The sequence below is a fragment of the Acinetobacter sp. FY683 genome, assembly GCF_059515885.1.
In genome coordinates, this window is record NZ_JCAKNA010000020.1 from 15,852 (window position 1) to 40,490 (window position 24,639).

Annotated in this window: 25 protein-coding genes; 6 read left to right on the forward strand and 19 right to left on the reverse strand. The window is 36.5% G+C overall.

The genetic code is table 11. The features are described from left to right. The first annotated feature begins 20 nt into the window (after nucleotides 1–20). From AC5YDH_RS10795 to AC5YDH_RS10805, 3 genes are all read left to right on the forward strand, one after another. Entirely contained in the window at nucleotides 21–1,391 is a 1,371-nt protein-coding gene (locus tag AC5YDH_RS10795) for a uracil-xanthine permease family protein (protein ID WP_496119390.1), read from the forward strand. A 63-nt stretch (nucleotides 1,392–1,454) separates the two neighbouring features. After that, the gene (locus AC5YDH_RS10800; protein WP_496119392.1) at nucleotides 1,455–2,480 is read left to right on the forward strand and encodes a methyltransferase; all 1,026 of its coding nucleotides are present in this window, start codon (nucleotides 1,455–1,457) and stop codon (nucleotides 2,478–2,480) included. Between the two features lie 9 nt (nucleotides 2,481–2,489). Next, the gene (locus AC5YDH_RS10805) at nucleotides 2,490–3,953 is read left to right on the forward strand and encodes an amino acid permease (protein ID WP_496119394.1); all 1,464 of its coding nucleotides are present in this window, start codon (nucleotides 2,490–2,492) and stop codon (nucleotides 3,951–3,953) included. A gap of 84 nt (nucleotides 3,954–4,037) precedes the next feature. Here AC5YDH_RS10805 and AC5YDH_RS10810 read toward each other — a convergent pair whose 3' ends face one another. Beyond that, nucleotides 4,038–4,457 (reverse strand): OmpA family protein, encoded by a 420-nt coding sequence (locus AC5YDH_RS10810; RefSeq protein ID WP_496119396.1) that lies wholly within the window; start codon nucleotides 4,455–4,457, stop codon nucleotides 4,038–4,040. A 155-nt stretch (nucleotides 4,458–4,612) separates the two neighbouring features. Beyond that, the gene (gene omp38 / locus AC5YDH_RS10815; RefSeq protein WP_496119398.1) at nucleotides 4,613–5,629 is read right to left on the reverse strand and encodes an outer membrane protein Omp38; all 1,017 of its coding nucleotides are present in this window, start codon (nucleotides 5,627–5,629) and stop codon (nucleotides 4,613–4,615) included. A 372-nt stretch (nucleotides 5,630–6,001) separates the two neighbouring features. On the opposite strand from omp38, the gene AC5YDH_RS10820 reads away from it, so the two are divergent. Both AC5YDH_RS10820 and AC5YDH_RS10825 read left to right on the forward strand, forming a co-directional pair. Further along, nucleotides 6,002–6,526 carry a GspH/FimT family pseudopilin gene (locus tag AC5YDH_RS10820; protein WP_496119400.1) on the forward strand — a complete coding sequence of 175 codons (525 nt, stop codon included), beginning with the start codon at nucleotides 6,002–6,004 and terminating at the stop codon, nucleotides 6,524–6,526. A 108-nt stretch (nucleotides 6,527–6,634) separates the two neighbouring features. Continuing rightward, nucleotides 6,635–7,810, forward strand: a complete 1,176-nt coding sequence (locus AC5YDH_RS10825) for a thiolase family protein (protein WP_496119402.1) — start codon at nucleotides 6,635–6,637, stop codon at nucleotides 7,808–7,810. 147 nt (nucleotides 7,811–7,957) lie between these two features. Here AC5YDH_RS10825 and AC5YDH_RS10830 read toward each other — a convergent pair whose 3' ends face one another. The 8 genes from AC5YDH_RS10830 to rpe all read right to left on the reverse strand — a co-directional run bounded on the left by AC5YDH_RS10830 (nucleotide 7,958) and on the right by rpe (nucleotide 15,705). Next, nucleotides 7,958–8,443, reverse strand: coding sequence for a DUF934 domain-containing protein (locus AC5YDH_RS10830; RefSeq protein ID WP_496119404.1), 486 nt, complete (start codon nucleotides 8,441–8,443; stop codon nucleotides 7,958–7,960). After that, entirely contained in the window at nucleotides 8,436–10,079 is a 1,644-nt protein-coding gene (locus AC5YDH_RS10835) for a nitrite/sulfite reductase (protein ID WP_496119406.1), read from the reverse strand. Before AC5YDH_RS10835 ends, AC5YDH_RS10830 begins: the two co-directional genes overlap by 8 nt. Before the next feature lie 260 nt (nucleotides 10,080–10,339). After that, nucleotides 10,340–10,816 carry a methylated-DNA--[protein]-cysteine S-methyltransferase gene (locus tag AC5YDH_RS10840; protein ID WP_496119408.1) on the reverse strand — a complete coding sequence of 159 codons (477 nt, stop codon included), beginning with the start codon at nucleotides 10,814–10,816 and terminating at the stop codon, nucleotides 10,340–10,342. Nucleotides 10,817–10,945: 129 nt separating this feature from the next. Beyond that, nucleotides 10,946–11,263 (reverse strand): DMT family transporter, encoded by a 318-nt coding sequence (locus tag AC5YDH_RS10845; protein WP_496119409.1) that lies wholly within the window; start codon nucleotides 11,261–11,263, stop codon nucleotides 10,946–10,948. Nucleotides 11,264–11,490: 227 nt separating this feature from the next. Beyond that, entirely contained in the window at nucleotides 11,491–12,342 is an 852-nt protein-coding gene (locus AC5YDH_RS10850) for a copper resistance protein B (protein ID WP_496119411.1), read from the reverse strand. After that, nucleotides 12,329–14,146: a copper resistance system multicopper oxidase gene (locus AC5YDH_RS10855; RefSeq protein WP_496119413.1), complete on the reverse strand. Its 1,818-nt coding sequence runs from the start codon at nucleotides 14,144–14,146 to the stop codon at nucleotides 12,329–12,331. Before AC5YDH_RS10855 ends, AC5YDH_RS10850 begins: the two co-directional genes overlap by 14 nt. A 41-nt stretch (nucleotides 14,147–14,187) precedes the next feature. Beyond that, a complete protein-coding gene (locus tag AC5YDH_RS10860; protein WP_496119415.1) occupies nucleotides 14,188–14,622 on the reverse strand; it encodes a hypothetical protein in 435 nt (144 codons plus the stop codon). Between the two features lie 396 nt (nucleotides 14,623–15,018). Continuing rightward, on the reverse strand, nucleotides 15,019–15,705 hold the full coding sequence (gene rpe, locus AC5YDH_RS10865; RefSeq protein WP_496119417.1) for a ribulose-phosphate 3-epimerase: 687 nt from the start codon (nucleotides 15,703–15,705) through the stop codon (nucleotides 15,019–15,021). Nucleotides 15,706–15,890: 185 nt separating this feature from the next. Between rpe and AC5YDH_RS10870 the strand changes: the two genes are divergently transcribed. After that, the gene (locus AC5YDH_RS10870) at nucleotides 15,891–16,172 is read left to right on the forward strand and encodes a DUF2218 domain-containing protein (RefSeq protein ID WP_496119419.1); all 282 of its coding nucleotides are present in this window, start codon (nucleotides 15,891–15,893) and stop codon (nucleotides 16,170–16,172) included. A 74-nt stretch (nucleotides 16,173–16,246) separates the two neighbouring features. On the opposite strand, the gene AC5YDH_RS10875 is transcribed toward AC5YDH_RS10870, so the two are convergent. From AC5YDH_RS10875 to AC5YDH_RS10915, 9 genes are all read right to left on the reverse strand, one after another. Then, the gene (locus AC5YDH_RS10875; RefSeq protein ID WP_496119421.1) at nucleotides 16,247–17,296 is read right to left on the reverse strand and encodes a M48 family metallopeptidase; all 1,050 of its coding nucleotides are present in this window, start codon (nucleotides 17,294–17,296) and stop codon (nucleotides 16,247–16,249) included. A gap of 12 nt (nucleotides 17,297–17,308) precedes the next feature. After that, nucleotides 17,309–18,415, reverse strand: coding sequence for a YjgN family protein (locus tag AC5YDH_RS10880; protein ID WP_496119423.1), 1,107 nt, complete (start codon nucleotides 18,413–18,415; stop codon nucleotides 17,309–17,311). 146 nt (nucleotides 18,416–18,561) lie between these two features. Next, complete coding sequence (gene fghA / locus AC5YDH_RS10885; protein ID WP_496119425.1) at nucleotides 18,562–19,398, reverse strand: S-formylglutathione hydrolase; 837 nt, start codon at nucleotides 19,396–19,398, stop codon at nucleotides 18,562–18,564. Nucleotides 19,399–19,415: 17 nt separating this feature from the next. Beyond that, nucleotides 19,416–20,825, reverse strand: coding sequence for a C13 family peptidase (locus AC5YDH_RS10890; protein WP_496119427.1), 1,410 nt, complete (start codon nucleotides 20,823–20,825; stop codon nucleotides 19,416–19,418). Between the two features lie 125 nt (nucleotides 20,826–20,950). Next, entirely contained in the window at nucleotides 20,951–21,766 is an 816-nt protein-coding gene (locus AC5YDH_RS10895; protein ID WP_496119429.1) for a class I SAM-dependent methyltransferase, read from the reverse strand. Then, nucleotides 21,760–22,584, reverse strand: a complete 825-nt coding sequence (locus AC5YDH_RS10900) for an undecaprenyl-diphosphate phosphatase (protein ID WP_496119431.1) — start codon at nucleotides 22,582–22,584, stop codon at nucleotides 21,760–21,762. The genes AC5YDH_RS10895 and AC5YDH_RS10900 overlap by 7 nt, the downstream gene beginning before the upstream one ends. 12 nt (nucleotides 22,585–22,596) lie before the next feature. After that, the gene (tsaB, locus tag AC5YDH_RS10905; protein ID WP_496119433.1) at nucleotides 22,597–23,259 is read right to left on the reverse strand and encodes a tRNA (adenosine(37)-N6)-threonylcarbamoyltransferase complex dimerization subunit type 1 TsaB; all 663 of its coding nucleotides are present in this window, start codon (nucleotides 23,257–23,259) and stop codon (nucleotides 22,597–22,599) included. A gap of 137 nt (nucleotides 23,260–23,396) precedes the next feature. Next, nucleotides 23,397–23,927 (reverse strand): gamma carbonic anhydrase family protein, encoded by a 531-nt coding sequence (locus tag AC5YDH_RS10910; protein WP_496119435.1) that lies wholly within the window; start codon nucleotides 23,925–23,927, stop codon nucleotides 23,397–23,399. 25 nt (nucleotides 23,928–23,952) lie between these two features. After that, on the reverse strand, nucleotides 23,953–24,552 hold the full coding sequence (locus AC5YDH_RS10915; protein WP_496119437.1) for a CoA pyrophosphatase: 600 nt from the start codon (nucleotides 24,550–24,552) through the stop codon (nucleotides 23,953–23,955). Between the last annotated feature and the right edge of the window lie 87 nt (nucleotides 24,553–24,639).

Here is a 24,639-nt window from a genome sequence, read left to right on the forward strand (position 1 = left end):
GCCACTATTTGCTTTGATTCATGTCCGATTTAAATCAATCTACTGATCAAAAAGATCAACTCGATTTAGTCTACGGTCTTAATGATCGACCTAAACCACTCATCGCTTTTCTTGCTGCTTTCCAACATCTTCTTGCAATTATTGTCCCAATTGTTACTCCAGGCTTATTAATTTGCTTGGCGTTGGGCGTATCTAAAGAAGATACCAACATGATTTTATCTATGTCTTTGGTTATCTCAGGGATTGCAACCTTTCTTCAATGTAAAAAAGTTGGCCCGTTTGGTGCAGGTTTGCTCATTGTTCAAGGCACAAGCTTTAACTTTATTGGTCCTATTATTGGTATTGGCTCTGCAATGGTTGCAGCAGGTACACCTGTTGAATCTGTTATGGCTGCTATTTTTGGTGTAGTGATTGCTGGCTCATTTATTGAAATGGGTGTATCGCGCATTTTGCCGTGGGTTAAAAAGCTTATTACACCGTTAGTTACTGGTATTGTTGTTCTTTTAATTGGCTTAACGCTTATTAAAGAAGGCTTAATTAGTATGGGCGGTGGTTATCAAGCAATGGGCGATAAAACTTTCGCTAATGCCGATAACCTTATTATGTCGTGTACTGTTCTTGCGCTCATTATTATTTTGAACCGTATTCGAGTAACTTGGGTAAAAAGCTCAGCCATTTTAATTGCTTTAGTGGCAGGTTATATTCTTGCTGGCTTTATGGGTCATTTAAACTTTGATGGTTTAAAAGATGCCCCTCTTGTTCAAATTCCAACACCAATGCACTTTGGTTTAAGCTTTTCTTGGAGCTTATTCATTCCAATGGCATTCATTTATATTGTAACGTCATTAGAAGCAATTGGTGATATTACTGCAACATCTAAACTTTCAAACCAAGCTGTAGATGGCCCAACTTGGATGGAACGTATTAAAGGTGGTGTACTTGTTAATGGTGCTAACTCTTTCTTAGCTGGTATTTTCAATACATTCCCAAGTTCTGTCTTTGCTCAAAATAATGGTGTAATTCAGTTAACAGGCGTTGCTAGCCGCTATGTTGGTATTTGGATTGCAATATTATTAGTTTTATTAGGCTTGTTCCCTGCTGTTGCAGGCATTATTCAAGCTGTACCTCAAGCTGTACTTGGTGGTGCTGTAATGGTGATGTTTGGTGCAGTTGCTGCATCAGGTATTAACATTCTTGCAGGCGTTCAATTAGACCGTCGTGCTTTGCTCATTATTGCTATTTCTTTAGCGCTTGGTTTAGGTGTTGCTCAAGTTCCACAAATTCTTGAGCATCTTCCTGAATTATTCCGCAACATTTTTAGTTCAGGTGTTGCTACAGGTGGCATTGCAGCCTTGTTATTAAACATTATTCTTCCAGAAGTGAAGAAATAATTTCATTTCAGTATTAACTATGCCCAGCACTGTCTGGGCATAGTTTTTCAATGGAGAGAAAAAATGGATCCTAGAAGTGAAGTTGTCATTCGACAGCATGAATATCTTTCTGGTCGTATATTATTAGTGAATGCTCCCACAGATGATTTGCTTTCGAATCTAGATAAAGACATCGAACCCACTCTTTGGACTTGGAACTTTAACGAATACCAATACTTTCAAAATCAAAAAGCGAACATCCACTTTGGTGTTAATCTCCCTGAAAGTACTTTCGATCAAGCAATTGTTTTTGTACCTAAGTCTAAAGAATTATTGAATTACGTTTTACACAATATTGTTAGTCGTTTAACCATTGGCTCATCTATTTTCTTAGTTGGTGAAAAAAAAGGGGGCGTTGAACGTGCAGCAAAACAACTACTCCCATTCGGCTCTGCACTTAAATTAGACAGTGCGCGTCATTGTCAAATGTGGCAAATGACAATTGAAAAGTCAGTTGTCGCAAAACCATTGGCAGATTGGGCACAAGAATATAAAGTACCCACACCAAATGGTGATTTAACCATCTCTGCTCTCCCTGGCGTATTTAGTCAAAAAAGTTTAGATATTGGTACAGCTGTTTTACTACCATACTTATCTCAAGTAACTTCAGGTAAAATTGCTGACTTTGGATGTGGTGCAGGTGTTATTAGTGCTTATTTAGCAAAGCTGAATCCTAAGAATCGTATTTTTGCGATGGATGTGGATGCCTTTGCTCTCGAATCTACACGCATGACATTTGATAAAAATAATTTAGAAACGGAACAACTTGAAGTTAAAGCTGTAACAGGAATTGAGGATGCACCTCTATTCTTGCATGCAATTGTGAGTAATCCTCCATTCCATCAAGGAATTAAGACCGACTACAATGCCAGTGAAAACTTATGCAAAACTGCGCGTCGCCATCTTAAATCTGGTGGAGAACTATGGGTTGTTGCAAATCGTTTCTTAAATTACCCGATATTGATTGAACAAAACTTTGGTCAATGTACAACTAAAGCCGACCAACAAGGCTTTAAAGTGTTATTCGCTAACACTCAAAAGAAATCATAAGGAAATTCAATGAGCGAAACAGATCAAACACAGCAACTAAAGCGTAAGCTTGGTGCACGCCATCTGAATATGATCGCCATTGGTGGTTCTATTGGTACGGGCTTATTCTTAGCATCTGGTGCAACAATTGCAAATGCCGGTCCAGGCGGTGCATTGCTTGCTTATGCCCTTATTGGGGTCATGATTTACTTTTTAATGACAAGTTTAGGTGAGTTGGCAACGCACAACCCTACCTCTGGTGCATTCTTTACCTATGGAACAAAGTATGTATCTAATGGCTTTGGTTTTGCTTTAGGTTGGAACTATTGGTACAACTGGGCAATTACCGTTGCATTTGAACTCGTTGCTGTTCAATTTATCATGAAATTTTGGTTCCCAGATATCCCCGGCTTTTACTGGAGTGCAATATTCCTAGCCGTAGTATTTGGCATTAATGCAATGACCGTAAAAGGTTTTGGAGAAAGTGAATTCTTCTTCTCCCTCATTAAGGTTCTTGCCATTATTATCTTTATTATCATTGGTATCGCAATGATTATAAAAATCATGATGACACCAGGCATGGTTACATTTGCAAACTGGACCAAAGGTGAAGCACCTTTTGTTGGTGGCTTATCAGCACTCATTGGTGTTGCAATGATTGCCGGATTCTCCTTCCAAGGAACAGAAATGGTCGGAGTTGCTGCGGGTGAATCTAAGGATCCAAAGAAAACAATACCTATTGCCATTAAACAAATTTTCTGGCGCATATTATTGTTCTATATTGTTTGTATTTTCATTATCGGCACCCTGATTGCTTACGATGATCCTCGCTTACTACAAGCAGCTTCGGATGAAAATATTGCATTATCTCCTTTCACCTTACTCTATGAGCAAGCTGGCTTTGCATTTGCCGCAAGTGTAATGAATGCCGTGATCCTAACTGCAATTTTATCTGCAGGTAATTCGGGTATGTATTCATCTACCCGCATGCTTTTTGATATGGCTAAAAATGGTAGCGCACCAAAAGCATTTTCAAAGTTAGATAAGCGTGGGGTGCCAATGAACGCACTTTACGCCACTACTGCAATTGCAGCACTTTGTTTCTTGACTACTTTTATTGGTGAAGAACAAGTATTTAACTGGCTACTGAATATGTCTGGTATGTGTGGATTTATTGTTTGGCTCGGTATTGCAATCTCACACTATCGTTTCCGCAAAGGTTATTTATCTCAAGGTTATAAGCTTGAAGATTTAGCTTATCGTGCTAAGTTCTTCCCATTTGCACCATGGTTTGCCTTTATTCTTTGCGCCATTGTTGTTTTAGGTCAAAACTATCAAGCAGTATTAGATGGTGAATGGTTATCTGTTCTTTCAACCTATATTGGCATTTTATTATTCTTCGCTATTTGGGTAGGTTACTCATTTAAGCGTGAATCAAAACTTGTAAAATATAATGAAATGGATGTCCAGCCAACCAATTTAGATCGAGAATAATATCTTGTAAAAAAACAGCCTGAGGGCTGTTTTTTTACACTTGAATCTAAGTATTAAATTAACCATGAAAGTAGTAAATTACTTTTACTGACCTTTCAGTAGCAAGGTTACACGACGATTTTCCGCACGCCCTTCCTCTGTAGCATTTGATGCAACTGGTTTTGTAAATCCAAATCCAATTGTATTTAACTGCTCTGCACTAACTCCATAATTGGAAATTAGTATCGCCCGAACGGCATTGGCACGCGCTAATGCAAGTCTATTATTAATTGCATTAGCTCCAGAACTATCTGTATGCCCTTGGATATCCAATATCAAGGCGGTATTTTTAGAAAGCAGTTCAGATACTCCAGCCAATACATCTTCGTATTTCACATCAATTTGGTTTGAGTTTGTAGGAAACTGTATATTCACGCCCGAAGTTAATGCTTGCATAGCTGTTTGAGTAACAACTGTAGGCTGTTCTTGTACAACCTGATGTTTTGCACATCCAGTAAGCCCCATTCCCGATAAAAATATTACACATATTATTCTTTTCATATTAATTCCTTTTTTAATTATGGTTATTTAATACTCAAAAAAATATAGCATATTTCTTGTAACTTTCAATCAAACATAAAAAAACGACTCAAAAGAGTCGTTTTTTTTACTTTAACAGATTATTCAGCTGTTACAGTACGGCTACCAGAAATCGTAGCGAATACGCGACGGTTCATAGCACGACCTTCTTTAGTTGCGTTGCTAGCGATCGGTTGATCCCATGCAAAGCCTTTAGTAGTCAAGCGAGCTGGATCTACATTGTATTCATTAACAAGTGCTGTTTTAACAGAGTTAGCACGAGCTAAAGATAAACGTTGGTTCAACGCTAATGGACCAGTGTTATCTGTGTGACCATCAATGCTAGCTGTAGCATTAGGGTATTCAGTTAACGCTTCAGCAACTTTAGCGATTTCTGGTTGGTATTGTGGCTTAATGTTTGATTTGTTTGTATCAAAGAAAACACGAAGTTCCATGCTTAGGTCTTCTGTTAACTCTTGTGGAGCTACAGGAGCTACAGGAGCTACAGGAGCTACAACAACAGCAGCAGCTGGCTTCAAGTGACCGCCTAAAACTACGTTAAGACCAGCTAAAGCTGTGTAGTTCCAGTTTTTAACTGCATCGCTATAAGTAGCACGAGCTTCTGTACGAACAGATAAAACATCATTTAACTGCCAGAAAGCACCAACACCTGCGTTACCGATTGTGCCTTCAGTTTTGTCAAATGTAGCAATATCACGTGGTTTAACTTTAGAGTGACCAGCACCTAAAAGTACGTATGGCTTGATTTTGCTGTCATAATCTTTAGTGATTAAGTCAGAAGTTACATAGAAGTTACCAGCAACGTTTTCTTGCTTGTATTCACCATCAGCAGCACCAGTAGACTGTTTTTGAACATCACCTTTAACTTGGCTGTATTCAACTTCAAAGCCTAACCAAGGAGTTAATTCAACACCAAGAGCAGCACCAGTGAACATATCACCTTTAAGCTTAATATCTGTACCTTCATGATTATTGAAGTCTTTTACTGAATCCTGCCAAGTATAACCAAGCATTAACGGAGTAACAGTTACACCAGCATTTGCAGCAGCTAATGGTGCAGCAACGAGCATCGCTAAAGCAATACGACTCATTTTCATGGATTTATCCTCCAGAGATAAACAATTGTTGTTCAAGTTTAAGCCTAAATTATATCTATAGCTGAGATAGGCTTTTATACCCCAGTTGTTTTTTTAAGCTATTCACGTGCATCATACAAACACTTTTCACGTTTTCCAAGTGCCTGATTCTATAAATCAAACAAATTATGACAAAATTACTTACAATTTACGTTGTAATTCGGTAATTTTTTATCCAATTATACAAACAAATAGCTTATTTTCACTTGTCTTTAATTCTAACATTTTTATTAAAATTTAAGTAACTATTATTTTTAACAAAAAAGATATTTAAAAACAATACTTTAATTCCTAAAAAACACCCAACACTTAATTAAAAAGTTTCATAATGCTATGTTTTATAAAAAATATTTTGGTTTTTCCTTGATAGAAATCGTGATCTGTACTGCAATAATTTCGATTATATACTTCTATACAATTCCTTATTTCCATCAGCATATGGCACGTGAAGAACTTAATAAAGTTCAAAAAATATTACTTTATAGTAATTTAACGGCAAAAAGTCATGCTTCAACACATAGAATAAATGTAACCATCTGCTCAACTGAAGATGGTCAGCAATGTCAAAAAGCACTCTGGCACACTGGTATTCTTATTTTTTTAGATAACAATCAAAATAAAAAAATTGATGCCAATGAAAAAATTATTCTGTATGAAAGAACCAACCTGAAATATGGCTCTTTAGATTGGCGAGGTACACTTTCATCTCCAACTCTAACATTTATGGCAAAACATGATGGATTACCTATAGGTTCCAATGGAAGTTTTTTTTATTGCTCATTTCAAAATTCAGCGAACAAACGCATTGTTTTAAGCAAAATGGGACACATTCGGATAGAAGATAGTCAAAATTGTTAGAACTCATTAGTCTAAAGGATGTAGTGTTTTTCACTTTATTCATCACCTTTTTTGAATATACTGCTTAAAACCCAAAATTTTGATTAGAACTTAAACGGAGATACAACAATGACAGATATCGTAATTGTGAATGGTGCTCGTACCGCTATGGGTGGCTTCCAAGGTAGCTTATCAAGTGTAACTGCACCTGAACTAGGTGCCACGACCATTGAAGCTGCAATTTCTCGCTCAGGTTTACAACCTTCAGATATCGAAGAAGTCATTATGGGTTGTGTTCTACCTGCTGGGTTAAAACAAGGTCCTGCTCGCCAAGCGATGCGCAAAGCTGGCTTACCTGATACAACAGGCGCTACGACTATTAATAAGTTATGTGGTTCAGGTATGAAAGCAGTGATGCAAGCTGCTGATGCTATTAAAGCAGGTTCAGCAAACATTATTGTTGCTGGCGGTATGGAATCTATGAGTAATGCACCTTATATCATTCCCAAAGCGCGTGGTGGCTTACGTATGGGGCATGGTGAAATTAAAGATCATATGTTCTTCGATGGTTTAGAGGATGCTGAAACGGGTCGTTTAATGGGTTCTTTTGCTCAAGATATGGCAAATACTAAAGGTTATACACGTGAACAAATGGATGATTTTGCTATTCGCTCATTAAAACGTGCACAAACGGCAATTACTCAAGGCTACTTTGTCGATGAAATTACCCCTGTAACTGTTTCTTCTCGCAAAGGTGATGTTATTGTCGATAAGGACGAACAACCGTTTAATGCCAATATTGAAAAAATTCCAACCCTACGCCCTGCTTTTGCTAAAGATGGAACAATTACAGCTGCAAATGCAAGCTCAATTTCGGATGGTGCTTCTGCTCTTGTGATTACATCAAGTGATGTTGCAGCAGAGAAAGGATTAAAACCTTTGGCTAAGGTTGTGGCTTATGCATCTAATTCTCAACATCCTTCTGAATTTACCATTGCACCTGTAGGTGCAATTCAAAAAGTTTTAGATAAAACAGGTTGGGATGCTCAAGATGTTGACCTTTGGGAAATTAATGAAGCATTTGCAATGGTCACCATGTGCCCAATTGATGAATTTAAACTTGATGCTGAAAAAGTAAATATTAACGGTGGTGCTTGCGCTTTAGGTCACCCTGTTGGTTCTACTGGCTCTCGTATTATTTTAACTTTGATTCATGCACTTAAACGTACAGGTGGTAAGCGTGGTATTGCGTCACTTTGTATTGGTGGTGGTGAAGCGACTGCGGTGGCGATTGAAATAATCTAAGCTTTTAAGCCCCTCTTTGAAAAGAGGGGTTTGGGGAGATTATTCTAAAAAAATCCCTCTAAATCTCCCTTTATAAAGGGAGACTTCCTCATAAAAATTTAGGAAATAAAAAAAGCCTCCACTTGGGAGGCTTTTTATTTCAACAGATTAAGCACCTGTTTGGTAATTCGCTTTTTCAACCGCAGTTGATGCTTGATACGGGTTGGTAAAATCACCTAAACCTGCTGCCGCTTCTTGAATATCTTTACCTTCTTTAATCACGAAGGTATCAAAACCAGAACGCTTCATATAGTTCAACACATCTTTAAATACATCACCCGTTGCACGAAGTTCGCCTTGGTAACCTTGACGACGTAACAATGCAGCAAATGAATATCCACGACCATCGTTAAAGCCTGCAAATTCAATAAAAATTGCATCGAATTGATCAAGTGGAAATTCATTTGTTTCAGGAGAAGCATCAACCGTTAAGTACAATGCTTTTTTACCTGAAACATTGGCAATTTGATCTAACTGCTCAACAGTTAAAACAACATCACCTTGCGGTAATACACCATCTTCACCAATAAGTTGGTAAGTATTGTCTGCAATCGTGCCATCTTTAGAGAGCACTTGAAGTGCGGTATTAAGCATATGCACGCTCCTTAAATGGTTGAATGCCAACACGGCGATAAGTATCGATGAACTCTTCATCTTCAGTACGAAGATCAAGATATGTATTTAAAATTTCTTCTACCACATCTGGCACTCTATCTGCAGCAAATGATGGACCAAGAATGTCACCAATTGAAGCATCGTGATCTGCGTTACCACCAAGGGTAATTTGGTAAAATTCTGCGCCTTTTTTGTCTACGCCTAAAATACCAATATTACCCACGTGGTGATGACCACATGCATTCATACAACCCGAAATGTTTAAATCTAATTTACCTAAGTTGTAAATCGTATCTAAATCATCAAAACGGCGTGAAATTGCTTCAGAAATTGGAATAGATTTCGCATTTGCCAATGAACAGAAGTCACCGCCTGGGCAGCAGATAATATCTGTTATAAAACCAATATGTGCACGAGCTAAGTTATTCTTTTCAAGAGTCGTCCAAAGCTCAAATAAGTCTTTTTGTGGCACATCTACAAGGGCAATGTTTTGCTCATGTGTTGTACGCAACTCACCAAAAGTGTACTTATCTGCAAGTTCAGCAATTAAGTTTAATTCTTCTGTTGTTGCATCGCCTGGTGCTACACCTGCACGTTTCAATGAAATCGTTACGATACGATAACCTTTCACTTTGTGTGCATTCGTATTGATGTTGAACCATTGTTTGAATTTCGGATGTGCAGCGAAAAGCTCAGAGAAATCTTCATCTGCGTAATCTTGATAGTCAAATGGTGTGAAGTTCTCATCCATTTTCGCTAAAGTTTCAGCATCGACTTTCAATGTTTTAATCGTATGTGCAAATTCAGCTTCAACTTTCTCAGCGAATACTTCAGGCGTAAGTGCTTTTACTAAGATTTTGATACGTGCTTTATATTTGTTATCACGACGACCATGTAAGTTATAAACACGAAGAACTGCTTCTAAATAAGCAATTAAGTCTTCACGTGGTAGGAAGTCTCGAATGAAACTACCAATAATAGGCGTACGACCTAAACCACCACCGACTTTAATTTTATAACCAAGCTCACCTGCTTCATTACGTACAATATAAACACCAATGTCGTGGAAAGCTGTTGCTGCACGGTCAATTTCTTCAAGAGCAGATACTGCAATTTTGAACTTACGTGGTAAGAATGCGAATTCTGGATGGAAAGTAGACCACTGACGAATTAATTCACACGTTGGACGTGGATCCGCAATTTCACCTGCAACCACACCAGCATATTGGTCAGTTGTCGTATTACGAATACAGTTACCTGATGTTTGAATTGCGTGCATTTGAACTGTTGCAAGTTCTGCAAGCATATCTGGAACATTTTCTAGTGCAGGCCAGTTAAACTGAAAGTTCTGACGTGTTGATACGTGTGCATAACCACGGTCATACTCTTTTGCCAATTCTGCAATTTTGCGAAGTTGTTTAGAGTTCATTAAGCCGTATGGTACAGCTACACGCAGCATTGGTGCATAGCGTTGTACGTACAAACCATTTTGTAGACGTAATGGACGATATTCATCTTCCGTCAATTTGCCTGCTAAATAACGTTCCGTTTGGTCACGGAACTGTGCAACACGTTCATTAATCAGTTGCTGATCAAAATCAGTATATAAATACATGGCGTACAGCTAGTAGTTTCATTTTATTGTTGCACAGCATAACGATATTTAATCTATCAACAAAATGCGTTTTTTACATATTTAATAGCGATTTTTTTGATAAGCATGCTCTTAAATCATGAATAATCAGCATTTCATCTTTTTTAAATAGCTTTTTCACCCAATTGACTATTTTGTTCTTTATTTAGCATTTTTTGATATATGTAATTATAGCCCATCAATCTTCTAATCCTTATGCTTTTTTAAATTACAAAATACGTTTACGATTCTAACTTTAATAAAATTTCCTTATTCTCTAATCCACCTGCAAAACCAACCAACTTTCCATTTGCACCAATCACCCGATGGCAAGGTGCAATAATTGAAATAGGATTTTTACCATTCGCAGCCCCAACAGCACGAACAGCTTTCACATTACCAATGGATTCGGCAATTTGTTTATACGTCCGAGTTTCACCAAATGGAATATTTAACAATGCAGACCAAACAGCTTTTTGAAAATCTGTACCCTTAAATTCAAGTGGCAAATTAAATTGTGTTCGCTGCCCTGCAAAATACTCGGTTAACTGGCTTTCGGCATCATTTAATATTGAATGATCATGGTTTTGTTTAAGTTCTAATAATTTCACCCTATTCGGATCATCATTTTCCCAAAGTACAGCAATAAGCGCATGATCATGCGCGACGAGCGTTAATTGCCCAACGGGAGTTTGTATTTTCTTAAAATAATATTGCATAACTCATCTCAATGAGGCTGTATAGATATAGTACGCAATACTAATGATAAGATAAATTTTTTATTTCGATTCATTACATATAAAAAAATCGCCAGTAAATACTGGCGATTTTTTTTAAAGCTTTATATTTTAAGATGATGATAATTTCATAAGCACTAGCCCTGAAATAATTAGTACCGCTGCAAGCATACGCATTGCAGATGCAGGTTCTCCTAAAATAAAAATACCAACTAAAAATGAACCAACTGCACCAATACCTGTCCAAATTGTATAAGCCGTACCTAAAGGTAAAGTCCGCATTGCATATGCAAGCAAACCAAAACTTAAAATCATAAATACAAGTGTAACAATTGTTGGTGTCACTTTAGTAAAACCATCTGAAAGCTTCATTGAATAAGCCCAAACAATTTCAAATACACCTGCAAGTAATAATGTAATCCAAGCCATAACCTGTCTCAAAAAAAAGTAAGTGTCAGGTCGTCCTGACTTATCATACTTATTAGAAAATATAAGGATCATTTTCTAAATAAGGGGGGCGTCCCTCTAATCTTACAAGTATAAATTATTTCATGTTTTATGAATGTCGCTATTACATTTCTTGACTATTTAACTAAACTTAACCCTATAAATAAGACAAAACCATGCTATTGCACCCAATAGCATGGTTATTTTTATTAAAAATTAAACTGAACACCTACGCCATATAACCACGACTTTTTAGAGTCAGACTGATCTTGCCAATTCGTTTCTTTATCACCTTTTTCATAGCCATAAGATACATCAATATAAGGCTTAATGTTTTTGGTAATTTCATAGCGTGTTTCTAAACCAAAATGCAACTCACTTAAACCCGATTTTTTTGCATATTTTGAGTCATCATTCAATACAAATTGCGCATCAAAATAAGGCTTCAGAATCAATTTTTGTGTTAGTAAAACATCTCGATCAGATTCAATACTTAATAAAAATTGCTTATCTTTTCCTATAAAGGCATAAATATCTGTATCAAAAAAGTATGGTGCTAATCCATTTAAACCTAAAGCAGCATAAGTTTGCGACTTTTCATCTTCATGAGATGGATCATAGGTATAACGAACACCTGCTTGAATATCCCAAAAATCTGCCATCGCACGGCTGTACATAAACTTAGCATCATAACTGCTTTTTTCAGACTCCTCTTTTTCTACATGTACCTTTGTGAAAAGTTTATTTTCATCTGTACCAATCCAGCTTTCTATCTCTCCTAGCCAAATACCTTTGCCTGATTCATCTACCAACCACTTATTACTAAGTTCAGTCGATTGATAAATTTGCCCACCATGCTCCTTTGTATGGTCTGCATTATGAGCTTGATCGGCATGACTAGTTGAAGATATATGTTCAGATGGAGGTTCATGTTGTTCCATATTTGGCATGTTCATTGGAGCGCTCTGCATGTGCATGCTATGGTTTTCCATTGCAAATGCTTGTCCGTTTAAACATAAAATTGAAATGCCAAGAACATGTTTCATCTTAATGATGCGCATGTTGACCTCCGTCTGTTGTTGTTTTTAAATCAACTTTCTGCAATGTAGTTTCTTTTTTATTGTTCTGATTTTCATCAGCTACATTTGCCACAATTAGTTTTGTCATCATACCAGCACTCATGTGGTATAGAAGATGACAGTGAATTGCCCATTCACCCATTTCATTTGCTGTTAATAAAGCTGTCATTGTTTTACCTGGTGGTACAACAATAGTGTGCTTATTCGGTAAATCGGAAGATGCCTGCCCATTTTCCAACTGCATAAACATGCCATGTAAATGCATTGGATGCGCCATCATACTGTCATTAACAAACTTCAATCGAATACGTTCACCAAATTTAACGTTTAAAGGCTCTGCTTCGTTAAATTTTTTCCCATTAATTGTCCAAATATAGCGCTCCATTGTGCCGCCTAAATGAACTTCCAACTCACGCGTTGCTTCACGAGTATCTGGCTGTGGAGTTAAAGATTTTAAATCACTATATTGCAATGCTTTATTCATTTTAGGGGTTGCAGCATTTGCCCATCCTTGCACAGTTTGGGCATCTTCGCTCTTCTGTTCAGACATTGTCATTTCATGATGGTCATGTTGCATTTGAGTATGATCAGGCATTGTTGCTATATCATGATTCATTGCTTGATGATTCATTTTAGAATGATCTAAATCATCATTGTGTATTGCAGCATTCATATTATGAGACTCATGATTCATGCTCTGCATTGAACCATGTCCCATATCTTTCATCGTTAATAATGCACGTGGTCTTGCTTGTGGTATTTGAATTTTTTCAGGTGCTTTCACTTGCTGATTTTGCAAAGATGCCAAAGCAAAACCTGTACGATCAATAGATTCTGCTTGAATTTGATAATGATCTTGTTTCGGCTCCACAATTACATCATAAGTTTCAGCAGCACCAATACGAAACTCATCTACATTGACAGGTTTTACAGGTTGACCATCGGCACTAACCACAGTCATTTTTAAGTTTGGAATTCGGACATCAAAAAAAGACATTGCCGATGCATTAATCACACGCAAGCGTACTTTTTCATTAGGATTGAATACGCCTGTCCAATTTTGTTCAGGTGTTTTTCCATTCACCAAAAATGTGTAACCCGTTACATCAGACAAATCAGTTTTTAACATGCGCATTTGGTTCCACATAGAACGATCTTGCCATGTATTTTTTAAACCATCTTTTTTAATTTGAACAAAAACATCTTTTAATGTTTCACGGCGATTTTGATAAAATTCCGATGATTTCTTCAAATTTGCCATAATCTGTTCACTTGAAGATTCATGAAAATCGGACAGCATTACCACATAATCACGATCTGTTTTTTCAGCAGTAGTAACAGGCTGTTTATGTTTCGGGTAAATCACCAATGGTCCATATAAGCCATCTTGTTCTTGCCCTTTTGAATGTGCGTGATACCAATATGTTCCGTTTTGACGAACCTTAAATTTATAAGTGAAATCTTTCTTCGGTGCGATTCCTTTAAACTGGTTAAATCCTGGTACACCATCCATTAATCCTGGCAATAACAATCCATGCCAATGTACTGAAGTATCCTGATTTTTAAGATTATTATGTACATGAATAACCGCATCATCCCCCTCTTCAAACTCAAGAAGTGGTGCAGGAAACTGACCATTGACCGTGATTTTTTTGACTAATTTCCCAGTAACATTCACCATTTTCTCATCAATTGTCAGGTGATATTCCTTTACTGCTGAAAATGTATAAGTGGATGTGAATATGCTAACTACTATAAGTAGTTGCTGGTGTAATTTGATAGACATGACTAATCCTTGAATTTGAAAAATATAAAGTAAATTCAGGATTAAGCTTGTGGAGGGCGTAAAATATCTTGTCTAAAATCGGAAGAATGGAACCTTGAATATACAAAATTTCGAGCTGTTGGTAAGACAACTTTATCTAAATTAAACTGCTGTTCATCTACAACATCAATATTAAACACCGATATTTGACATTGCGGTGTTATACATCCGTGGCAATTGTCATGTGACATGTGTTGCTGATGCGTACTTACATTTTCTTGACAGTGATCATTGGCAGGCATTGGTTCAGCATGCTCCGCCATATCTTGACAATGATTTATAGATGAAACGTGATGTGAGTTTGATTCAAATTTAGTATGTTCTAAATTTTTTTGTACTTGAGTTGCAGGCACGAAAGCAAAGGCAATACCTGTCCAACTCATCAACATAGTGACAAGTAAAACAAAAGTAATACTTTTACGTTTCATGAACTGCATGGGCATAGCCTTTTATGACAACAATAGGTCTATTCTTTGAATGTGTTCCTCATTCGCGCTTGAGAATAACCGAGTGTTGTTTTATACACAAATTTTAAATTTACAATTAACAATACAGCAACAAAGTAAAAAAATGATCATTAAAATAATAAAGCTATTTATTCATCAGTCACTTTTTAAACAAAAGGTTAATAAACACACGACTACCAGCTAAACTAAAAACACAAAAAAAGGACTCATTTGAATCCTTTTTAGACATTTTTTGTATAATTTGCAAACCGTTGACACTTAAATGTTTATAAATTAATCGAGTTATCCATATAGTTACAAACATAGATATCTATACAGTTATAAACAAAGTTATCCACAGATTGTAGATAACTTATTCAAAATACCCTAAGCTTGAACTAAACCTACTTTTGCAAGTTCTGAGCGCATTTCGTTAATTACAGCTTGATAATCTGGCTTACCAAAAATAGCTGAACCTGCAACAAACATATCTGCGCCAGCTTCTGCAATTTCACGAATATTTGCAGGCCCTACACCACCATCTACCTCTAAACGAATGTCACGACCTGAAGCATCAATAATTTTTCGTGCTTCACGCAATTTTTCCAATGTCATTGGAATAAATTTTTGGCCACCAAAACCAGGGTTCACGCTCATCAATAAAATTTGATCCACTTTATCTAGCACGTAATCTAGGTAATGTAATGGTGTTGCAGGATTAAATACTAGACCAGCTTTTGCACCACCCGCCTTAATTAATTGCAATGAACGATCAATATGATCTGATGCTTCAGGATGGAACGTAATAATATCTGCACCAGCATCTAAAAAGTCACCAATCATACGATCAACTGGAGACACCATTAAATGCACATCAATAGGTGCTTTAATGCCATATTTTTTAAGTGCCTTACATACGCCTGCACCAAATGTTAAATTTGGAACATAGTGGTTATCCATAACATCAAAATGTACGACATCAGCACCTGCTGCAATAACATTTTCAACTTCTTCACCTAAACGAGCGAAATCTGCTGATAAAATTGATGGCGCAATTAAATATGGCTTGGACATGTAAGGGAACCTTGCTGGTATTTGGATTGATCCTGTAATTATAGCAAATTGTGATTCAGTGCGGGTTGTTGAATTATTCACATCACGATGAACGTTCTATTTTTCAAACGCAATGTTACAATATGAGAATTATTCTCGTTTATAATATTTGTTAAAATTATGTGAAATATACAAGAGTATAAAATATGAAAAGCCAAGCTCACATTGAAACAGCACAAGCCTCAAAAATAGCAAAACGCCTACTCAATCACTGGAAACATAAATTTGATGTTGAGCAAACTGAATTAGAGATGAAAATTTTTATGCCAAGTGCAACAGTGACATTAAGTCCAAACACAGATTCACTCCAAGTAAATATTGATTTTAAATCTGATGAATTTTCACAAGAAAAACTAGAACAAGTTGTTTTAGATCACTTGATTCGTATGGGACAAGAAGAACTTCATGCAAACTGGTCACGTAATTAATTGAATATTGTCGCAGTATAAAAATGAATAAGGGAGGCATAGACCTCCCTTATTTTTATAAAACTTACTTAAATCTATTTTTGTTGTTGTGCATCAAAATCTCTTACAGCCTGAATTCGAGCCTTAGTTGCAGGATGGCTTTGTAAAAAATCAAATACTGAACCCTCTTTAGCCTCTTCTTCATTCTTAGATGACTCTTCTTTATTATCATCTTCTAAACGCTGTAAAAAATTAGCAAAATGAACAGTTGGAATCTTATGTTGATGCATCGTATTTAATGCATAAAGATCCGCTTCAGATTCAAAATCACGTGAATATTTAGCACCAATTAATGCGACAGGAACGGTTGTAACAAGATCTGATGCATCTCCTGTAATCGCAATTAAAATCACACTAAAACCTAAACTCGATAAAGTTTGTTGCAGACTATGCTTTTGAATTAAATGTCCTTGTTCATGTGCAAGAACACCAATAATTTCATCATCATTCTTTGCAAGCTCTACCAACTCATCCGTCACAATAATGGTATTGTTAGGAATTGCTAATGCATTTGCGCCTATTTGCTCTCCTGCTCTAAATACTATTTTGGCAGGCTTGCCATCTGCAACAATACTATTATATTTATCAACAATTTGCTTCCGCCTTACATCCGATAAAGTTGTTTCACTTGTAGCAGATACAACATATTGTTCAGCTTCATCACCTATTGTTTTAAGCGTATCGGCAGGTAAATGTTTTGCCACATAATAAGCAGCTGTAGGCACACCCCATTTCACTGTCGCGAATATAAGAGCAGCTACAAATATTGCACTAAACAAAATAAGACTTGGAGATTTTTCAAGCTTCCAAATCGAGTGATATGTCTTTTTACTATTAAGCTGAAACCATTCAGGTAAAGCCTCCCTAAACTCCAATCGAGCCTCATCTTTTAATTCAATAATAGGATGAATTTTTCCTAGTGCCCCAATGAGCGTCATATCTTCATACAAATAAAGACGCTCCAATTCAAGCTGCTCACCATAACGCACTAAAATATTTTTCTCATCTATAGCGTAGACTTTTGCTTGATATGGCTTTGAGCTAAAACCATCATAAAATACAACGTCAACATTCGATGTTTGCATATTCAGTTCCCGTTACAGTGATACATCAAAGTCAAATACATCACTAATTTCTTCAGCAATGGCACTATGATCTTCTTGAATGCGATTTAGCATCTCATCTGGATTATTTTTTAAATTCAAACTTAATGATTCTACTTGATATTTATATAACCGAATTGCTGCCCAAGGAGACATAAAACCAATCGTGATAATTTTCATAAACCAATTACTCACAATAATCCACGCATAACGCCATTGATTACAATTGGTCTGAAATTCACTACGACTTAACGTGGTATTGTTCCAAGTTGCCATAAAAGTTCGTGCAGAAATTAAGGGCCAAATAAACAATAAACCCAATATATAAATTGCAAAAAAAAGATAACCAATGGTATCTACACCAACATTTGCTAAAGAACCGACCATAACCCAAAGCACAATTGCTGAAATACCAATGAGTGCAATAAATGCTAAAAATGGATAATAAAATGCCCCCATAAAGGCAGACCATTCTGCACGTAATTTAAACTTCAGCTGCCCAACATATAAATGATCTAAACTATATTTTTTAAACAACCAAACTGCGACAGGATAAAATAAACCTAATGTAAATATTGTTAGTAGAATGGATTTGAAAAACACCAAATAAATTTCTTTATTTGTTCCAGAAAAATAAAATCTGCTATTACCAAACTTACTATTTCTTGCTTTAAAGCGAAGAGTTGCACGAATTAACCACGGTACAACAAAATAAATTATAACCAAGCCAATTAATGTTGCCTTCAGTGAATAGCTCGAAATCACCGAAAATGCGATATAAAGCCCTAAAGCAATTAAACGACCAATTAAAATTTTACGAGGTATACCTGTAAAGTCAAAACGGCGCTTAAAAAATTCTGTATTTCCATAAAAATAACGTAAACGACGTACTTTTGCCCAAGGAGCATATAAGCCTATCGTCACAATCGTTAAAAGAATATTCACAATCCAAATACCAAAGTATTCAGATGCATTTCCATGAAAGTAGAAAGAGTGTTTCTTTTTCCAGTGCTCTACTTCGCTCTGTGCAGGAGGAAGTTCTGGTGGAAATGGTGGTTCTACAATAGATTGATTGTCTAAATTACCTTCTGGTGTTTGCATGAAAAATCCAGTTATTTTTAATTTTGTTATCAGTCAAAGACCTACTTTAAATAGATCAAAAAAAATGCGTTAAATCTTATAAAAGATAAAACGCATTATCTCTGAATCATAAAAAACTTACAAATATGAGATGAGGTAGCCTATATCTAAGCTTGTAATTGTTCATGATGAAATTTCAAATGATCTTCAATAAAACTTTGAATAAAGTAATATCCATGATCATAGCCTTCATGTTCACGTAAAGTTATTTTTTGACCTACTGTAGCACATGCTTGTTCCAACAAAGTTGGATTCAACTGAGAATAGAACTGATCATTTAATCCTTGATCAATTAAAATATCTGCAAATAAAGCGCCTTTTTGTTTTACTAAAGCAGTTGCATCATGTGCTAACCATTCAGATTTATCTAAGCCTAAATAACTAGAAAATGCTTTTTCACCCCAAGGACATTGGCTTGGTGCACAGATTGGTGCAAATGCAGAAACAGACTTAAACTTTTCAGGATATTTAAGTGCAAGTGTTAATGCACCATGCCCTCCCATAGAATGTCCAAAGATTCCAATTTTATTCTGCTCTATTAAAAACTCTTGATTAACTAATGCATAAAGTTCATTTGCAATGAACATTTCCATCTGGAAATGTTCATTCCACGGAGCTTGTGTCGCATTAATATAAAACCCCGCCCCCTGACCAATATCCCAATGATCACCCTGTTCAACATTTTCACCACGTGGTGATGTATCAGGCGTAATTAAAATCAGGTTAAGTTGTGCTGCTAATTGCTGCGCATGCGCTTTTATAGCAAAAGTTTCTTCCGTACAGGTCAAACCTGCTAAATAAAATAATGCGGGACAGGCTTCACCATTTAAAGCCTTTTTAGGAAGATAAATACCAAATTTACTTTCACCTTTTAGGCTTGTGGAATTAATCTTATAAATGCGCTGCTCACCATTAAAACATCTATTATTTTGGATTAATTCCATAAAACTCCCCTTTTAAATCAATGAATAGTCAGTGGCATTTCCACATTCGATGTTGTTTTTACAGGATTCACCTGCGGAAATAAACGTTGCTCAAATTGAGGCAGCATTAACTCCATATTTTTACCAATAGCCCATTGCGGTTCCGATGGTTCAAAACCTTGTGCATTTTCCCATTTCGCAACAGTATCTTTCGCCTGATTAAAGGCATCAAACATCGAGTGCTGCTCACGCATTGCCTGATCAAAGAAAGCACGGCCAAAATACGTATAATCTGCTTCATTTGAACAACCAAATGATGCCCTATCTGCTGCTGATGCAGTAATAATTAAAGTGTTTTCATCTTGCAATTCAGAAACAAAACTTCCTGAATAGCATGCTGAAATTACAATCACACGCCAACGAATGCCAGACTTGTCTAAAGTATCTTTCAGCCATTTTGGATCGACTTGTTTTAAGTCTATTGGTGCATTTTCCATTTCAAACTGATTTGGTAATCCATGTGATGTCATATATAAAAATAACACATCACTTTCCCTATTCATCTGCTGTCCCATACGGCGCAGTGCCATTTCCATACTCGTTCTAGATGCAATAGGAATGACATTTCGTGTCATTGGATTATTTACAAGAATCATAGAGCGTGAAAAAGTTCCAAATCGGGTATCAAACTGTTCTTTTATACGTTCAATTTCAGACATGAAAACATCTTGATAACTTGCACCTGCCACACCTAAAAAATACCAATGTGATTGTGCAAACTCACCAAACTCAATACCTTCAAGTGCTTTATTTAAAATTCGGTTTTGAGCATAAAAAGACTCTTCACTAAAAGATGGTGGAACATCTTCCACCTTCCAAATAGGCTGACTTTTTACAGACATTTGCCAAACAACTAACGTGAATAATGTTGCAGCAATAATAAGAGCACGCTCCCACCACGGCCAATTTAACTCACGTGCAAACACCCAAACTACAGCAAGGCTTTGCCAAACAAACAACACCATAAACAATATAGGTAAATAGTCGTAAAGCGCATAAGGCAGTACATCAACCATACCCAAATATTGAATAAAGCTTTGTAATAATGCGATATGAGTATCTAGCACTAACCAAAGCAATGCTGGAACAAGCATTAATCGCGGATTATTAACACGTTGAGATAAAAAAATCCCGACAATAAGCGCAATGAATGGCCAAAGTGCATAACTAACTAAACCTTGAGGATTAAATTCCCCTAGTTCACCCGCACTTAACCAGCTAAATAATGTGTTTGCAGCACCACCCAATATTCCCCAAAAAATAAGCTGAAAAATAGATGGGCGTACAATTTGTAAAGAACGTCGTGAACCTAAGAATAGCCATAATCCAGCAGTTTGATTGCTTTTAAGATCATGCCAGAAGTTTATGGAGGGTTTGAAATCAATCATAGGTTCAACGTGTTGTTATAGACCGCAATTTGAATAATTAGTTTATGCCTGATAATTTTTTTATCAATGACGTTTTTTCACTATATCTCAAATCTTTGCAGTTTATTTAAGTAGTTACCAAAATACTAAGCAAGATCATGTTGAAAATATGCATCAAAACGACAAGCATCTCCTTGCCATTGATGATTTGGTTCTTGATTTGCTAAAAATACGGCAAGTCTTGGGCGTTTGACTACAACTCGCTTTGCAATTTTTTGTGCTAATTCAAGTAAGTTATCACCTAAATCCATTTCACCATCTTCAGGTAAAATTAAATGCAATAATTGCATTTGCTTTTTAACTTGTGCTTGTTTCTTTTCTGCTTGTTGGTTTTGATCACGTTGTGGAAACATTGGATCAAGATAAGCAACATCAAAAATACTGCCCTGTTCAGCTTGTTGTTTCAAAAAGTCAGCTGAATCAGAAAATACTAAATGAATGCGTTGAGCTGTTTTTTGTAAAAAGGGATCTGCCAATGCTGTTCTTTGTGCATCTTCCAATAATGTAAATAAAACTGGATGACGTTCTACTAAAGTCACTTCAGCACCTAAATGCGCCATCAGTAAACTGTCATGCCCTAGTCCCGCAGTTGCATCCACCAATTTAGGCTTTTCACCTAAATTACATGCTCGAGCAATCATTTCAGACTTTAATGATGCTCTCTTTAAGCGACCTACTTCTGCTTTCCAATCGGGTTGCATTTTCATGCCATTAGCACACAGCCATAATCCAAAACTATCTACACACAACGCCAATTCAGGATTTAAACGTAAAAAGCGAGCATTCAATTTTTCAACTAGCTCAATATTTACTTGTACTCCACGAGAAGAAAGCACAACAGCGAACTGTTGTGCTTTCTCTTGGAATTCTTGTTCTGTATATAAGCGAATTCCGCTTACCATAATTTCCAGCCTGTAAATGCAAAAAGTAAAATCACGAGACCTGATAGAATTCGGTACCATGCAAAAATCATAAAGTTACGTTTAGCAACATACGCAACTAATGCACGAATCAATATAAGTGCAGAAATAAATGAAACCAACAAGCCTACTGTAAGCACTAACCAATCAAAGCTAGTTTGGAACACATCATAGCTTTGATATAAATCGAGTAAACCTGCACCCACAATTACAGGAATACCTAAAAAGAATGAAAATTCGGTTGCTGCTTTACGTGATACACCTAAGAACATTGCACCAATAATGGTTGCACCTGAACGTGATGTTCCCGGAATTAAAGATAAGACTTGTATCAGACCAATCCATATTGCATCTTTAAAAGTTAAATCATCTACTTCTTGAGCACGAACTTGTGGTGGATTTTTTTCAATCCACATGATAATGAAGCCACCAACAATTAAACCTATTGCGACCGCAACATCATTAAATAACAATGCTTTTACTGTTTGACCAAAAGTTAGTCCTACCAGCATGATAGGAATAGATGCAAAAATAAGCCCTAAACCTAAATGACGTCCTTTTGCCTCTCCTGTAATTAAGCCCGTTGCCGCACCCCAAAGACGTGCCCAATATTCATAAATTACAGCTGCAATTGCACCCATTTGTATGGCGATTACGAATACATCACTTTTTTCTTTTGTCCAAAAATTCATAAGTTCGGACGCTAAAATTAAGTGTCCTGTACTTGAAATTGGTAAAAACTCAGTGATCCCTTCTACAATACCCATAATCGCTGCTTTGAGCAGCAGTAAAAGATCCATAAAAAATCCTAATTATTTACCCTGTTCTGGGATTTTTTTCCAAGCGTCATCACGTAGATAGACTGGTAACGCAAGCTCTGCATCCAACCAATTTTCGTGTTTCGCTAATTCTCGGGCAATAATAGCAATATCTTCCGCTGTTGCACTTAAGCTCTTGTATTGTATTTGTTCTTCATTGACCAAACCAGCACCTGAGCCTATAAGTTGATATTTCACAACATGTTTTGCTTTTTCATAGCTCAATAATTGCTCTTCATCTACCGCTTGCATGATATTGTTTTCATCAAGCTTAAAACTTGCAATATAAACTTCACTCATACGAGCATCAAGAACAGCCGTTACCTCTGTTAATTTCGCTTCACGATAGGCATTTTGTGCCAAAGCTTGCAATGTCGATACAGGAATAACTGGAATATCATTTGACCAAGCCAAAGCTTGTGTCACAGCCGCATTAATACGTACACCACTAAATGAACCTGGTCCGCGACTAAATGCAATTGCTGTTAAATCAGATACTTGAATTCCAACTTGTGAAAAACCTTGCTCAATCATAGGTAAAATGGTTTGAGTCTGGGCTTTTGCTCTTGTATCTAGTTGAAAAAACAACGCTTGAGTTTCATTTACAATTGAAACGGAACACTGCTCATTGGCAGTTTCCAATGCCAGCAATTTCATGCACGACCTTAAAATAAATCAGATAAATATAGTGGTTATGATACTCCACTCGTTCATTGTTCGCGAGAGATTCTGATCGTTGAAACTTAAATCTAGCTTAAATTTTAAGTCGTACAAAAATACCTTATTTGGCAAGCTTAAAGATGAACTTCTTCCAACTGCACAAACTTTTTAAAATGCTCTGCATAATGCAATGCACTGTTTTTTAACATTGCTTCACCAGATTCATCTAAAGTCTTAACGACTTTCCCAGGTGATCCCATTACCACAGAATTATCGGGAATGACCTTACCTTCTGGAATTAATGAATTTGCACCAATAATACAATTTTTCCCAATCACAGCATTGTTCAGTACAACTGCGTTAATACCAATTAAACTGTTGTCACCAACCGTACAACCATGAAGCATCGCTTGATGCCCAATCGTGACATATTGTCCAATTTTCATTTCAATACCAGCATCTGTATGAAGAACGGCATTCTCTTGGACGTTGGTGTAATTTCCTAAAGAAATTTTGCTGTTATCACCACGAATAACCGCACCAAACCAAACACTTACTTCTTTACCTAGTTCAACTTGACCAATCACAGTGGCATTATTTGCAACCCATCCATCCCATGGCAAGTGCTTTGCTTTAGGTTGATGTCCTTGAAATTTATACAACATGTCTTTCTTCCTGAAAGTTAAAACTTTATTTAGTATCTAAAGTTGGCGAATTTAGCAGTAATGGCCATTCTTTTTTATAATCTAAACCATTTTGAAAAAGTGATACCAACATCCGAGCAGTTAGCCCCCAAACCACTTCATTTTCGACCTGCATACTTGGAAAATATAGTTTTTGTTGTGCATATTGCACTTCATAAGGAATAGTTGGCGCATCCATTAAACTTTTTAAAGATGCAAAAAAAATACGGTCAATTTCAGTGGGTTGTGGTTGAAGTTCAATGTGTGGAGGAATTAACCCAACGATTGGTTTTACGGTTAATCCATTTTTTGCTTTTTGCATAGGCAAATCACCAATTAACTGAACATCAAACGGATTTAATGCTGTTTCTTCTTGAGCTTCTCTCAAGGCAACAACAATATTGCTCGTATCTTGTGGATCACGCTTACCACCAGGAAATGAAACTTCACCCGCATGACTATTCATCATAATAGAACGGCGTGTTAATAAAACTTTAGGATCTTGCTCATCTGTAATCGCAATTAATACAGCCGCTTGAGCTTCCTTGGCTTTTGCCTCGAAGCGCAACCTTTGCTGCAACAATTGTGTCAATGAATTATGATCCATAAAATTTTTATCCTTTTTGCTCTAATTCCATCATAGCTGAATTTCTATCCAATGAAAGAGAGATGATGCCAAAGTCCTAAAATTCAG